Below are 12,662 nucleotides of genomic sequence, written 5' to 3' on the forward strand. Positions count from 1 at the left end.
TTCGTCCGTCCGGAGTGGCGTGGCAGGGGGGTAGTGCAAATGTGGCGCACGCGCGGACCGCCGCGGCCCGCATGGCGGGGCGGCGATGGGCGGGGGCGCAGCGGTGGTTCACCGGGCGCGGGCTTCCTTCAGCGCCTCGAACACGGCATCGGCATGCCCCGGGACGCGCACCTTGCGCCATGCGCGAGCGATGCGTCCCTCGGGGTCGATCAGGAAGGTGCTGCGCTCGATGCCCATCACCTTGCGGCCGTACATGTTCTTCTCTTTGATCACGTCGAACGCGCGGCACAGGGCCTCGTCGGCGTCGCTGACCAGCGGGAACCGGAAACCCTGCTTCGCGCAGAAGTTGTCGTGCGACTTCACCGAGTCGCGGGAGACGCCCAGCACGGTCGCATCCAGCGCTTCGAGTTCCGGCAGCAGGGCGTTGAAGTCCAGGCCCTCGGTGGTGCAGCCGGGCGTGGAGTCCTTGGGATAGAAGTACAGCACCAGCCAGCGGCCGGCATGATCGGCCAGCGTCGCGCTTTGCCCGCCTGACAGCTGCAGCGGGAGCACGAGGGTGGTGCGGTCCAGCTTGTCGCCTTCGTTCATTGCCATTCCTGCGCGCTCAGAACTTCATCGGGTCCATGATCGCGTCGAGGTTGAGGTGGTCGCAGAATTCGAGGAAATCGTCGCGCAGCACCGCGATGTGCATGTCCGCGGGCACGCCGATGGTGACCTGGGCCGAGAACATGTCGGCGCCTGTCTGCATCGCGCGGTAGCGCGAGCAGTGCAGGCTTTCGATGGTGATGCTCTGGCGGTCGAAGAAATCGGCCAGCTGGTAGAGGATGCCGGGCTTGTCCGACGCCACCACTTCGACGATGTAGGGCAGCAGGTTGGACTGCACGGGCTTGGCGCCGGTGCGGTACCACACCAGCTTCAGGCCCTCTTCGCGCTCCAGGCGCGAGAGCATGGCTTCGAGCTTCGCCACTGCGTCCCAGGAGCCGGTGGCCAGCGCCGTGACCGAGACGTCGCGGCCGACGGTGGACAGGCGCGTGTCGACCAGGTTGCAGCCGCTGTCGGCGATCCGCCGCGATACCGCCAGCAGCGGCGAGCGCGGATGCGTCGTATAGGCGTTGATGAGCAGGTGGTTCTCGGTCGGCGCGGGCCGGGTTGTATCGGTGTCGGTCAAATCGGAGTCCACGGGGGTGGCAGTGCGGGGCGCCGGGAGACTGGCTGCCATTCGCGCCTGGACGGGCCAAGCGGCCGCCCTTGAGGCTGCAGCCAGCATACTTGCCCGTGCTTCGACGCCGCAAGTAAGATCACCCTGCTGCGCGCCCCGTCGCGCAGCCTCCCGCACGGCTTCCCAACGCAGGTCCAGCTTGCATCTTTCCGGCAGCATCACCGCGCTGGCGACGCCTTTCAGGGCCGCCGGTGGACTCGATACCGACGCATGGCTGCGGCTGGTCGACGCCCAGCTTGCGGGCGGCACCCAGGCCCTGGTGGTCGCCGGCTCCACCGGCGAGGCCGCCGCGCTCACCGGCGCTGAATACGAAGTCCTGCTGCGGGCGGCCGTGGAGCGCGTGGCCGGCCGCGTGCCGGTCATTGCCGGCACCGGCCACTCGGGCACCGCGCATACCGTCGAACGCACCCGTCTTGCCGCCGCCTGCGGCGCCGACGCGGCGCTGGTGGTCACGCCGCCCTACGTGCGGCCGACGCCAGCGGGCCTGGTCGCTCACTACCGCGCGGTCGCCGACGACGGCGCGCTGCCGGTCATCCTGTACAACGTGCCGCCGCGCACCGGCTGCGACATGCAGCCGGACACGGTCGCCCAGCTGGCCACCCACAAGGCCATCATCGGGATCAAGGAGGCCGTCGCCGACGAAGCACGCATGCGCGCGCTGCTGCCGTTGGCGGGGCCGGGCTTTTCGATTCTGAGTGGCGACGATGGCAGCGCGGCGCGCGCGATGCTGGCCGGCGCCGATGGCCTGGTCTCGGTTGCGTCGAACGTGGCACCCGCGGCCTTCCGCCGCCTGTGCGACCTTGCGCGGGGCGGCGATGCCGGCGGTTGCGCGACCCTGGGTGCGAAGATCCGGGGATTGATCGAATTTTGCGGCGTCGAATCCAACCCGATCCCGGTCAAGGCCCTGCTGGCGCGGCGTGGCTTCGGTGACGGCGATGGCATCCGCCTGCCGCTGCTGCCGCTTTCGGCGGCGTACGCTGCGGCCGCGGACGACCTTGCCGCCGGCCTCGATGCGCTTGAACAGACCTGCCGCGAAGCCATCGCGGCCTGAACCGTTTTCCCAGGAGACAGCAATGCAGCCTTCCCGTTCCATGCTTCGTCCGGCCATTGCGGTCGCCCTTGTCGCGACCCTGGTCGCCACCGCCGGCTGCAGCTGGTTCCGCAAGGACAACGCGCTTTACGCAGCCGCGCCGCAGGACCGGCCGCTCGAGGTGCCGCCCGATCTCGATCGCCCCGACACCAGCTCGGCGATGGCCGTTCCGGATACCGGAACCACCAGCGTGACCCGGTCGGACATGTCGTCCGCAGCGCCGGCGGCACCGGCCGCGCAGGGCTCGACCAACGGCTTCACCGTCCAGCTCGCGCGCGACGACGCGTTCGAGCGCATCGAGTCGCTGCTCGGCGGCATCGAGGGCGTGACCGTGGTCAGCAAGGCGCAGCTGCTGGGCACCTACGACATCGACGCCGGAGACACCAAGTTCCTGGTGCGCGTGACCCAGGTCGAAGCGGGCACCTATGTGTCGGCGGTCGATCCGCGCGGCCTGCCGGCGGCCGGCGAGGACGCGGTGCGCGTGATCGAAGCCCTGCGCGCGGGCCTGGAGCAGTAAGCCTTCCGCGGGCAGTGGCGGGGCGCGCGGTCCGGAAGCGGATCGCGCGTCAGCGCTCCAGCAGCGGCAGCTTGTTGGGCTTGCCGTCCCACTCCTCGGCGTCCGGCAGCGGGTCCTGCCGGGTGGTGATCACCGGCCATTCCTTGGACAACTCGGCGTTCAGGGCCACGAAGCCCTCCTGGCCGGCGGGAACGTCATCCTCGGCGTAGATCGCGCCGATCGGGCATTCGGGCTCGCACAACGTGCAGTCGATGCACTCGTCGGGATCGATCACCAGGTAGTTCGGACCTTCGTGGAAACAGTCCACCGGGCACACTTCGACGCAGTCGGTGTACTTGCACTTGATGCAGTTCTCGGTGACGACGAAGGGCATGGTTCGCGATGCTGGCTGTGGAGGCCGCATATTGTAGCGCCCACGCATAAAAACAGGGCCCGCGACCGTTGCCGGTGCGGGCCCTGATGAATATGGTGCTCCCTACGGGATTCGAACCCGTGTTTTAGCCTTGAGAGGGCCACGTCCTGGGCCTCTAGACGAAGGGAGCAGTGGTGCATTCGCCGCCCTTTCGGGACGGCACCGGCTGGACGACCGGTCCCGCGACAAGCCAAGGCTGTATGCGGCTTGCTAGTATAGCAAGCACAGGCTGCCACTGGGCAACCAGCGCAGGTACTTTTTCCCCGATGCCCAACGATATCCCTTCCGTTACACCGGTCCTGCGGACGATCCCGCGCGACCAGCACACCATCTCCCGCAAGGACATCAGCGCCAGCGCGCTGCGCGTCCTCTATCGGCTGCGCGAAGGCGGCCACGAGGCCTACCTGGTCGGTGGCGCGGTCCGCGACCTGCTTGTCGGCGGCAGCCCCAAGGACTTCGACGTCGCCACCAGCGCCACGCCCGAAGAGGTCAAAGCGCTGTTCCGCAACTGCCGCCTGATCGGGCGCCGGTTCCGGCTGGCGCACGTGGTCTTCGGGCGCGAGATCATCGAGGTCGCGACCTTCCGCGCCAACGTCGACGACGGCAGCGGTGACCGCGAGACCCACGAGGGCGGGCGACTGCTGCGTGACAACGTCTACGGCACGGTCGAGGACGACGCCGTGCGCCGCGACTTCACCGCCAACGCGCTGTATTACACGATCGACGACTTCTCGGTGCGCGACTACCTGGGCGGCTTCGAGGACGTGCAGAACCGCGTGCTCAAGCTCATCGGCGACCCCGAAACCCGCTACCGCGAAGATCCCGTGCGCATGCTGCGCGCGGTGCGCCTGGCGGCCAAGCTCGACTTCGACATCGACCCGGCCACCGCGGCACCGATCCGCGCGCTGGCGCCGCTGCTCTCCGAGGCCGCGCCCGCGCGCCTGTTCGAGGAAACCCTGAAGCTGTTCCTCTCCGGGCACGGGGTGGCCAGCTTCGAGGGCCTGGAGCGCCACGGCCTGCTGAAGGCGATGTTCCCCGAGGCGGGGGCGGCGATGGAGGCGAACCGCAGCGGTGCGCTGCGCGCCGTCGTGCTGGAGGGCCTGCGCGGTACCGACGCGCGCGTGGCCGCCGACGAGCCGGTGTCGCCTGCGTTCCTGTTCGCACTGCTGATGTGGCCCGCCTATTGCCGCACGCTGATGACGCTGCAGGCGCAGGACGTGCCGCCGGCCGACGCCCAGCGCCGCGCCGCCGACCGGGTCACCGTGCACGAGCTGGCCACCATTGCGGTCCCGCGCCGGTTCTCGCTGCCGATGCAGGAGATCTGGCTGCTGCAGTCGCGCTTCGGCCTGCGCCAGCGCAAACGGGTGATGCGCATGATCGCGCACCCGCGCTTCCGCGCCGCCTTCGACTTCCTGCAGGTGCGCCAGGCCGGTTCCGACGAACACGCCGAAGACATCGCCTTCTGGCGCGAGGCCCAGCTTGATCCCGACATGGCCATCGCCCACAGCCCGCTGGACGACGTGGAGGGCGACGGCGACGACGCCCAGCGCACGCCCCGCCGCCGCCGTCGCCGACGGCCCGTGACCACGGGATGAGTGCGCCGGTCCGGGCCTTCATCGGCCTGGGCGGCAACATGGGCGAGGTGGCCGCCACCCTGCGCTCGGCGCTGGCCGCGCTCGATGGGCTGTCGGCCACTCGCCTGCTGCGCACCTCGCGCCTCTACCGCACGCCGGCCTGGGGCGTGGAGGCGCAGCCCGATTTCGTCAACGCGGTCGCCGCGCTGGAGACCACGCTCAGGCCGCGCGAGCTGCTCGACGCACTGTTGTCGATCGAACGCGACCATGGCCGCGAGCGCGCCGCAGACGGCAGCCGCTGGGGGCCGCGCACGCTCGACCTTGACCTATTGCTGCATGGCGACGCGGTGGTGGACGAACCGGGACTGGTGGTGCCGCATCCCCTGCTGCACGTGCGCGCCTTCGTGCTGGTGCCGCTGGCCGAGGTCGCGCCCGACGTCGTGGTTCCCGGGCTCGGCCGCGCCGACGCGCTGCTCGCGGGCATCGACGCCAGTGGCATCGCAGCCGTCTGAGCCCTCACGCCACCACGCGGCGTAAGATTGGGGTGCCTCCCCCCCAACCACGGACGCGATACTCGATGGCCAAGAACCAGGACCGCCGGCCGATGACCGTGCCCGGCCTCGCAGAGGCGCGCGCAGCGGGCCGCAAGCTCGCCATGCTGACCGCCTACGACGCCGGTTTCGCGCGCGTGTTCGACGCCGCGGGCGTCGACCTGATCCTGATCGGTGATTCACTGGGCATGGTAGTGCAGGGCCGCGCTTCGACGCTGCCGGTGACCGTCGACGACATCACTTATCACACCGCTTGCGTTGCCCGCGCGCTGAGCCATGCGCTGCTGGTGTCCGACCTGCCGTTCCAGGCCGACGCCACGCCCGAACGCGCGCTGGACGCATCCACCCGGATGCTCCAGGCAGGCGCGCAGATGGTGAAGCTGGAGGGCGCTGGTCCCAAGCTCGACGTGATCCGCTTCCTGGCCGAGCGCGAGATGCCGGTCTGCGCCCACCTCGGCCTGACGCCGCAGTCGGTGCTGCGCTTCGGCGGCTTCAAGGTCCAGGGGCGCGAAGAGGCCGCTGCCGGGCGCCTGCGCGCCGAAGCGCGCGAAGTGGCCGAAGCCGGCGCCGCGCTGATCGTGCTGGAGGGCGTGCCCGCAGCGCTGGCGGCCGCCATCACCCGCGACAGCGCGGTGCCCACCATCGGCATCGGCGCGGGTGCCGACTGCGATGGCCAAGTGCTGGTGATGCACGACATGCTCGGCCTCGATTCCGGCCACCGGCGCCCGAAGTTCGTGAAGGATTTCCTGGCCGAAGGCGGCTCGGTGGCCGGCGCCGCGGAGGCGTTCGTGGCCGCCGTGCGCGACGGCAGCTTCCCCGACGCGGCGCACTCCTACGCATGAGCGCGGCGATCGAAGTCGCGCGCGCGCTCGGCGCGCTGAGCGCACGCATCGCCGCCTGGAAGCGCGACGGCCTGCGCGTGGCCCTGGTCCCGACCATGGGCAACCTGCACGAAGGCCACTACAGCCTCGTGCGCCTGGCGCGCGTGCATGCCGACCGCGTGGTCGCCAGCGTCTTCGTCAATCCCACCCAGTTCGGTCCCGGTGAAGACTACGAGCGCTATCCGCGCACGCCCGATGCCGACGTCGCCGGCCTCGATGGCGCCGGCTGCGACCTCGTCTGGCTGCCGCAGCTTGCGGAGATGTACCCGCTGGGCACGGCGCGCGCGGTGCGCGTGCAGGTGCCCGGGATCACCGGCGTGCTCGACGGCGCGCATCGCCCGGGGCACTTCGACGGCGTGTGCACCGTGGTGGCGCGGCTGTTCAACCAGGTGCAGCCCGACGTCGCGGTGTTCGGCCGCAAGGACTACCAGCAGTTGGCGGTGATCCGGCACATGGTCGACGACCTCGCGTTCCCGGTGGAGGTGCTGGGCGCCGAGATCGTGCGCGACGACGATGGCCTGGCGCAGAGCTCGCGCAACCAATATCTGTCGCCCACCGAGCGCGCGCTGGCTCCTGAAATCCACCGCGCCCTGCTGGCGATGCGCGCGGCGGTGCAGGGCGGCGCCGACCGGCGCGCCGCGGAAGCCGAGGCCGTCACACGACTGCAGGCCGCCGGTTTCGAAGTCGACTACGCCGTGGTGCGCACGCCGCTGCTGGTCGAACCCGATGCGCCGGGCGATGCCGACGACGGCCGCCGCGTCGCCCTCATCGCCGCCCGCCTCGGCCGCACCCGCCTGATCGACAACCTCGAATTCCCGGCCCGACCCACCGCGCCCCCGCCTCTGTAGGAGCAGCTACAGCTGCGACCCCCACATGACGCGACGTCTCGCCAAAGGCGCGCGGTACGGCGGGCCGGTGGCTACTCCGTGGGCTGTCCCGCTGCGCGGGCCTTTATGCCCACTGCGCACCCCCCGACCCGCCTTGCAGCGCCTTCCCGCGGGCCGCCGGAAAATCAAAGGCGCGACGCTCCTGCTCGTTCCACCACCCCACTGCGCCGATGGCAGCGGAGGGTGGGCGGGTATTCCGCCGGCAATCAGGAGCAGCTTCACCGCGACGCCGGCGGAGTACCCGCCCATCCTCCGCCCCCGCCAAGCCCAGGTCCCTGACACGCCTGCGAAGCGTCCGCCCTGCAACCCACCCGGAACCCTGAACCAGTCCACGGCAGCAGTCGTCCCGGACAAGAGCAAAACCCGCCATCTTGTAGAATCGAAGGCTGACGCCGATTTCCCGGCAGATCGCGGTCCCCAACCATGCTCCTGACCCTCCTCAAAGCCAAGATCCACCGCGCCACCGTCACCCACGCCGAGCTGCATTACGAAGGCTCCTGCGCGATCGACGGCCGCCTGCTCGACCTCTCGGGCATCCGCGAATACGAGCGCATCGAGATCTACAACATCAACAACGGCAAGCGCTTCGCGACCTATGCGATCCGCGCCGAAGAAGGCAGCGGCATTATCTCCGTCAACGGCGCCGCCGCCCATCAGGCCGAACCGGGTGACCTGGTCATCGTCTGCGCCTATGGCGCCTGCGACGAGGCCGAGGCCGCCGCGTTCAAGCCCAGCCTGGTGTACGTCGATCGTGAGAACCGGATGACGCACACCAACGACGCCATCCCGGCGCAGGCGGCCTGACGCCTTGGCCGGCGAAGCGCTGGTCCGGCAGTTCCTCGACCACGCCGAGCGTCTTGCCGGCTCGCGCATCCCCGACCTGGTCGCAGCCGATCCCGCGCGTGCGCAGGCGATGGCGCTGCGCGTGGGCCCGGTGTACGCGAGCTTCGCGCGCCAGCGTCTGGATGGGCCGACCCTGGCCACCCTCGGCGAACTCGCCGGGCATGTGCGCCTGTCGCTGGCGCTGCGCGCCCTGGTCGATGGTGCCGAGGTAAACGTTTCCGAGGGCCGGCCCGCGCTGCATACGGCGCTGCGTTCGGACATCGGTCGCGGCGAGGTTGCGCAGCGCGCGCACGCCGATGCGCTGGCCGCGCGGGAACGCATGGCGGGCCTGGTCGCGTCGCTGCGCGAATCCGGCGTCACCGACATCGTCAACATCGGCATCGGCGGTTCGGATCTTGGCCCGCGGCTGGTGGTGGATGCGCTGAAGGATTTCAACGACGGCCGCTTCCGCCTGCACTTCGTCAGCAACGTCGATGGCAGCGAGGTGCAGCACACACTGCGCGGCCTGGATCCGGCGCGCACCGCGGCGATCCTGGTGTCCAAGAGCTTCGGTACCCAGGAGACGCTGCTCAACGGCGAGGTCGTCCGTGACTGGCTGGGCGGGGGCGAGCACCTGTACGCGGTCAGCGCCAACGTGGCCGCGGCCGAGGCCTTCGGCGTGGCGCCGGAGCGCGTGCTGCCGATGTGGGATTGGGTCGGCGGGCGCTATTCGCTGTGGTCGGCGGTCGGGTTCTCGATCGCGCTGGCGGTGGGCATGGGCGGGTTCGAGGCCCTGCTTGCCGGCGCCGCCGAGATGGACGCGCACGCCGTCGAAGCGCCGCTGGAAGCCAACCTGCCGATCCGCCACGCGCTGGTGGCGGTCTGGAACCGCAACGCGCTCGGCCTGCCCACGCAGGCCGTGCTTCCCTACGACCAGCGCCTGGCGCACCTGCCGGCCTACCTGCAGCAGCTGGTGATGGAAAGCCTGGGCAAGTCGGTGCGCAGCGACGGCCGCGCGCCCGGCGTGGCGACCGTGCCGGTGGTCTGGGGTGGCGCCGGCACCGGCGCCCAGCACAGTTTTTTCCAGGCCCTGCACCAGGGCACCGACGTGGTGCCGGCCGATTTCATCGGCGTGGTGCGGCCGGCGCATGCGCATGCGGGCAACCACGATGCGCTGCTCGCCAACCTGCTGGCGCAGGCCGAGGCGCTGGGCAACGGGCATGCGGCCGATGATCCGCAGAAGGCGTATCCCGGCAACCGGCCGTCGACGCTGTTCCTGCTCGACGAACTCACGCCGCATTCGCTCGGCGCGCTGCTGGCGATGTACGAGCACAGCGTCTACGCGCAGTCGGTGCTGTGGGGCATCAACGCCTTCGACCAGTGGGGCGTGGAGCTTGGCAAGCGCATCGCCGGCGAGCTGCTGCCCGCGGTGCGCGGCGAGCGCGAGGCGGGTGATGCTGTGACGCGGGCGCTGCTTGAAGAGATCCGCGCGCACCGCTGAATCCCTTGGGTCGCGCCTCGCTGCTCCTACGAAAGGGGCGGGGTGTTCAACGGGCGGCGTGTCGCGCCAGGGCCCAGGCAACGTGTTCGCGGATGACGGGGTCGGGGTGTTCGCGGCGCGTTTCAAGCGCGTGCAGCACGTCCGGCGTGGCCGGTGCATTGCCCAGCGCGATGGCGATATTGCGCAGCCAACGCGCATGCCCGCTACGGCGCAGCGCGGTGCCTTCGGTGCGGCGCAGGAATTCGTCCTCCTCCCACGCGAACAGTTCGGCAAGGCTGGCGGTGTCCAGGTCGTTGCGGGCGCGGAAGTCGGGTTCGTCGTGGCGGCGGGCGAACTTGTTCCAGGGGCAGACCAGTTGGCAGTCGTCGCAGCCGAAGATGCGGTTGCCCATCAGCGGCCGCAGCTCCTCGTCGATCGGGCCTTCGTGCTCGATGGTGAGGTAGCTGATGCAGCGCCGCGCATCCAGCACGTTCGGCCCCAGGATCGCCTGCGTCGGGCAGACATCGATGCAGCGCCGGCAGCTGCCGCAGTGCGGCGTCGCCGGCGGGTCGGGGGGCAGGGCGATGTCGAGGTAGAGCTCGCCGAGGAAGAACCAGGAGCCGCCGTCGCGGTCGATCAGGCAGGTGTGCTTGCCGATCCAGCCGAGGCCGGCGTTGCGCGCCAGCGCGCGTTCCAGCACCGGCGCCGAATCGACGAACACGCGATGGCCGAACGGCCCGATCTCCGCGGCGATGCGGTCGGCCAGCTTCTGCAGGCGGTTGCGCATCAGCTTGTGGTAATCGCGGCCCAGCGCGTAGCGGGCGACGTAGGCGCGCTCGCCGTCGGCCAGGGTCGCCCAGGCCTCGACGTCGTCGCGGCGGCCGTAGTCCAGGCCCACCGACAGCACGCTGATCGTCCCCGGCACCAGTTCCTGCGGCCGCGAGCGCTTGCTGCCGTGGCGCGCCATCCAGTCCATCGAGCCGTGGAAGCCGCGCGCGAGCCAGTCGCGCAGGTGGCCTTCGTCATCGCCGAGGTCGATGCCGGTGATGCCGCAGCGCTGGAAGCCGGCCTCGTGCACCAGGGCGCGGACCCGCGCGGCAAGCGCGGCGGGGTCGGGCGTGATCGCAGCGCTGGCGGGAAGCCGGGACATGGCGCGCCAAGTATAGAATCCGGGCCATGCACGCCTCCCGAACCGACGCCGCCACGCCGCTGTACGACATTGCAGGCATGCGCCGGATCGAAGCGCAGGCGATCGCCCTGCTTCCCGGCGACGATTTCGCGCTGATGCAGCGCGCCGGCGCCGCGGCCTGGCGTTTCCTGCTTGAACACTGGCCGCAGGCGCTGCGGATCGTGGTCGTCTGCGGCCCGGGCAACAACGGGGGCGACGGCTATGTGCTGGCGAGGCACGCGCTCGAGTCAGGGCGCGACGTGCGCGTGCTGCACGCCGGTGGCCAGGTGCCACGCAGCGCGCTGGCCAAGCGCGCGGCGGCCGAATTCCTCGATGCGGGCGGTGCCGTGGACGTGGCGGAGGCGCTCCCACCGGGCTGCGACGTCGTGGTCGATGCGATGTTCGGCATCGGTTTCGACGGCCGCGCCGACATTGCCTGCACCGCGCTGATCGCTGCGATCGCCGCGAGTGTCACGGAGGTGCTCGCGCTCGACGTGCCGTCGGGCGTGGACGCGTCCTGCGGAAGCGTGCCCGGCATCGCTGTGCGCGCGAGCCGTACCCTGCAGTTCCTCGGCGACCACGCGGGACTGGCGACGGGTGCGGCCCTCGACCACGTGGGCAGCCTGGCCATGGCGCCGCTCGACATTCCGCATGCCGCGTTCGACGGCGTGCGGCCGGCGGCGTGGCGGCTGCGCGCAGGCGCACTGGGGGCACTGCTGCCGCGGCGCGTCCGCACCGCGCACAAGGGACGCTCGGGCCACGCGCTGCTGGTCGGTGGCAACCACGGAATGGGTGGCGCGATGCTGCTTGCGGCAGGCGCGGCGCTGCGGGCGGGCGCCGGCCTGGCCACCGTCGCCACGCGCACGGCCCATGTGGCGCCGCTGCTGGCGCGCACGCCCGAGGCGATGGCGCATGCGCTCGAAGAGCCGGCTGCGCTTGGGCCACTGCTGGCCGCGGCCGACGTCTGCGCGATAGGCCCCGGGCTGGGTCACGACGAGTGGGCCACGGGCCTACTGGATGCCGCGATCGCCGGCGCCGGCGCGCTGGTGATCGATGCCGATGCCTTGAACCTCATCGCAAGCGAGCCGCGCAGCGTGCCTGCCGACGCAGTGCTGACGCCGCATCCCGGCGAGGCCGCGCGCCTGCTCGGCTGCACGGTGGTAGCGGTCGGACGCGACCGCATCGCCGCGGCGCACGCACTGTGCGCGCGCCATGGCTGCGTGGTGGTGCTCAAGGGCGCCGGCAGCGTGGTGGCTGCGCCGGACGGCCGGGTCTGGATCATCGACGCGGGCAATCCCGGCATGGCCGTGGGTGGCATGGGCGATGCGCTCACCGGAATCATTGCAGCGCTGCGCGCCCAGGGCCTTCCGGCCATCGAAGCCGCGGTCGCCGGCGCGCTGCTGCACGCCGTGGCCGGTGATCATGCAGCGGCAGCCGGTGGCGCCCGCGGGCTGCTGCCCAGCGACCTCATCGCGTCCCTGCGCGACGTGGGGCAGGGCTGATGGACGCCCGCGAACGCAGCATGTTCCTGCCCGGTGCCGAGGCGACCGCGTTGCTGGCCGAAGCACTCGCCGGCACGCAGCCGGTCCTGTCCGTGGTGCACCTCCACGGAGATCTCGGCGCAGGCAAGTCCACCCTGGCCCGCGCCTGGCTGCGCGCACTGGGCGTGACCGGCCCGGTGCGCAGTCCCACCTACACCCTGGTCGAACGCTATCCGCTGGCGACCGGTGGCGAAGCCCTGCACCTGGACCTGTACCGCATCGGCGATGCCGGCGAACTCGAATTCCTGGGCCTGGACGACGCCGACGCGCGGCTGTGGCTGGTTGAATGGCCGGAGCGGGGCCTGGGTGCCCTGCCGGCGGCCGACCTCGAGGTCCACCTCGGGGTGGATGGAGAGGGTCGAAGCTGCAGGCTGGCATTCCGCGGCGCGGCGGGCGAAGCGTGGCTGGCCGCCCTGGCCCAACGGGGTCGTTTGCAGGGGCTTCCTGAACCCAACCCGTAGGAAGGGCGGGCAGGTCCCGGATTCCTAAGGGAAAACCTGTTGCAAACCTGCCGAAGTGA

The 12,662-nt window shown here is 70.9% G+C and carries 14 protein-coding genes and 1 tRNA gene; 10 read left to right on the forward strand and 5 right to left on the reverse strand.

What is annotated here, in order from left to right:
• Nucleotides 1–108 precede the first annotated feature (108 nt).
• Both ACW7G5_RS04155 and ACW7G5_RS04160 read right to left on the reverse strand, forming a co-directional pair.
• The gene (locus ACW7G5_RS04155; protein WP_457002058.1) at nt 109–588 is read right to left on the reverse strand and encodes a peroxiredoxin; all 480 of its coding nucleotides are present in this window, start codon (nt 586–588) and stop codon (nt 109–111) included.
• Nucleotides 589–604: 16 nt separating this feature from the next.
• Nucleotides 605–1,168 (reverse strand): glycine cleavage system protein R, encoded by a 564-nt coding sequence (locus tag ACW7G5_RS04160; protein ID WP_343254837.1) that lies wholly within the window; start codon nt 1,166–1,168, stop codon nt 605–607.
• Nucleotides 1,169–1,358: 190 nt separating this feature from the next.
• Between ACW7G5_RS04160 and dapA the strand changes: the two genes are divergently transcribed.
• Both dapA and ACW7G5_RS04170 read left to right on the forward strand, forming a co-directional pair.
• Nucleotides 1,359–2,270 (forward strand): 4-hydroxy-tetrahydrodipicolinate synthase, encoded by a 912-nt coding sequence (gene dapA / locus ACW7G5_RS04165; protein ID WP_457002060.1) that lies wholly within the window; start codon nt 1,359–1,361, stop codon nt 2,268–2,270.
• Between the two features lie 22 nt (nt 2,271–2,292).
• Nucleotides 2,293–2,826 carry a hypothetical protein gene (locus ACW7G5_RS04170; RefSeq protein ID WP_457002062.1) on the forward strand — a complete coding sequence of 178 codons (534 nt, stop codon included), beginning with the start codon at nt 2,293–2,295 and terminating at the stop codon, nt 2,824–2,826.
• Between the two features lie 49 nt (nt 2,827–2,875).
• On the opposite strand, the gene fdxA is transcribed toward ACW7G5_RS04170, so the two are convergent.
• Entirely contained in the window at nt 2,876–3,199 is a 324-nt protein-coding gene (gene fdxA, locus ACW7G5_RS04175) for a ferredoxin FdxA (protein ID WP_457002064.1), read from the reverse strand.
• Between the two features lie 93 nt (nt 3,200–3,292).
• Nucleotides 3,293–3,368 (reverse strand) — tRNA-Glu (locus ACW7G5_RS04180).
• 136 nt (nt 3,369–3,504) lie between these two features.
• On the opposite strand from ACW7G5_RS04180, the gene pcnB reads away from it, so the two are divergent.
• The 6 genes from pcnB (at nt 3,505) to pgi (ending at nt 9,454) form a co-directional block, all read left to right on the forward strand.
• Nucleotides 3,505–4,833 (forward strand): polynucleotide adenylyltransferase PcnB, encoded by a 1,329-nt coding sequence (gene pcnB, locus ACW7G5_RS04185; RefSeq protein ID WP_457002065.1) that lies wholly within the window; start codon nt 3,505–3,507, stop codon nt 4,831–4,833.
• On the forward strand, nt 4,830–5,324 hold the full coding sequence (gene folK / locus ACW7G5_RS04190) for a 2-amino-4-hydroxy-6-hydroxymethyldihydropteridine diphosphokinase (protein WP_457002067.1): 495 nt from the start codon (nt 4,830–4,832) through the stop codon (nt 5,322–5,324). Before pcnB ends, folK begins: the two co-directional genes overlap by 4 nt.
• Before the next feature lie 65 nt (nt 5,325–5,389).
• Nucleotides 5,390–6,205, forward strand: a complete 816-nt coding sequence (gene panB, locus ACW7G5_RS04195) for a 3-methyl-2-oxobutanoate hydroxymethyltransferase (RefSeq protein ID WP_457002069.1) — start codon at nt 5,390–5,392, stop codon at nt 6,203–6,205.
• On the forward strand, nt 6,202–7,092 hold the full coding sequence (gene panC / locus ACW7G5_RS04200; protein ID WP_457002071.1) for a pantoate--beta-alanine ligase: 891 nt from the start codon (nt 6,202–6,204) through the stop codon (nt 7,090–7,092). The genes panB and panC overlap by 4 nt, the downstream gene beginning before the upstream one ends.
• A 462-nt stretch (nt 7,093–7,554) precedes the next feature.
• Nucleotides 7,555–7,935, forward strand: coding sequence for an aspartate 1-decarboxylase (gene panD / locus ACW7G5_RS04205; protein ID WP_457002073.1), 381 nt, complete (start codon nt 7,555–7,557; stop codon nt 7,933–7,935).
• 4 nt (nt 7,936–7,939) lie between these two features.
• Entirely contained in the window at nt 7,940–9,454 is a 1,515-nt protein-coding gene (gene pgi, locus ACW7G5_RS04210) for a glucose-6-phosphate isomerase (protein WP_457002074.1), read from the forward strand.
• A 46-nt stretch (nt 9,455–9,500) separates the two neighbouring features.
• On the opposite strand, the gene queG is transcribed toward pgi, so the two are convergent.
• Nucleotides 9,501–10,583, reverse strand: coding sequence for a tRNA epoxyqueuosine(34) reductase QueG (queG, locus tag ACW7G5_RS04215; RefSeq protein WP_457002076.1), 1,083 nt, complete (start codon nt 10,581–10,583; stop codon nt 9,501–9,503).
• A 26-nt stretch (nt 10,584–10,609) separates the two neighbouring features.
• On the opposite strand from queG, the gene ACW7G5_RS04220 reads away from it, so the two are divergent.
• The gene (locus tag ACW7G5_RS04220; protein WP_457002077.1) at nt 10,610–12,103 is read left to right on the forward strand and encodes an NAD(P)H-hydrate dehydratase; all 1,494 of its coding nucleotides are present in this window, start codon (nt 10,610–10,612) and stop codon (nt 12,101–12,103) included.
• Nucleotides 12,103–12,603 (forward strand): tRNA (adenosine(37)-N6)-threonylcarbamoyltransferase complex ATPase subunit type 1 TsaE, encoded by a 501-nt coding sequence (gene tsaE, locus ACW7G5_RS04225; protein WP_457002079.1) that lies wholly within the window; start codon nt 12,103–12,105, stop codon nt 12,601–12,603. The genes ACW7G5_RS04220 and tsaE overlap by 1 nt, the downstream gene beginning before the upstream one ends.
• Nucleotides 12,604–12,662: the final 59 nt, after the last annotated feature.

The organism is Luteimonas sp. A501, assembly GCF_054052085.1.

Excerpts from the sequence above, each read along its gene's own strand:
- panD (WP_457002073.1), top strand. The coding sequence starts at position 7,555 with ATGCTCCTGACCCTCCTCAAAGCCAAGATCCACCGCGCCACCGTCACC.
- queG (WP_457002076.1), bottom strand. The coding sequence starts at position 10,583 with ATGTCCCGGCTTCCCGCCAGCGCTGCGATCACGCCCGACCCCGCCGCG.
- ACW7G5_RS04170 (WP_457002062.1), top strand. The coding sequence starts at position 2,293 with ATGCAGCCTTCCCGTTCCATGCTTCGTCCGGCCATTGCGGTCGCCCTT.
- tsaE (WP_457002079.1), top strand. The coding sequence starts at position 12,103 with ATGGACGCCCGCGAACGCAGCATGTTCCTGCCCGGTGCCGAGGCGACC.
- ACW7G5_RS04220 (WP_457002077.1), top strand. The coding sequence starts at position 10,610 with ATGCACGCCTCCCGAACCGACGCCGCCACGCCGCTGTACGACATTGCA.
- ACW7G5_RS04155 (WP_457002058.1), bottom strand. The coding sequence starts at position 588 with ATGAACGAAGGCGACAAGCTGGACCGCACCACCCTCGTGCTCCCGCTG.
- panB (WP_457002069.1), top strand. The coding sequence starts at position 5,390 with ATGGCCAAGAACCAGGACCGCCGGCCGATGACCGTGCCCGGCCTCGCA.
- panC (WP_457002071.1), top strand. The coding sequence starts at position 6,202 with ATGAGCGCGGCGATCGAAGTCGCGCGCGCGCTCGGCGCGCTGAGCGCA.
- folK (WP_457002067.1), top strand. The coding sequence starts at position 4,830 with ATGAGTGCGCCGGTCCGGGCCTTCATCGGCCTGGGCGGCAACATGGGC.
- pcnB (WP_457002065.1), top strand. The coding sequence starts at position 3,505 with ATGCCCAACGATATCCCTTCCGTTACACCGGTCCTGCGGACGATCCCG.
- fdxA (WP_457002064.1), bottom strand. The coding sequence starts at position 3,199 with ATGCCCTTCGTCGTCACCGAGAACTGCATCAAGTGCAAGTACACCGAC.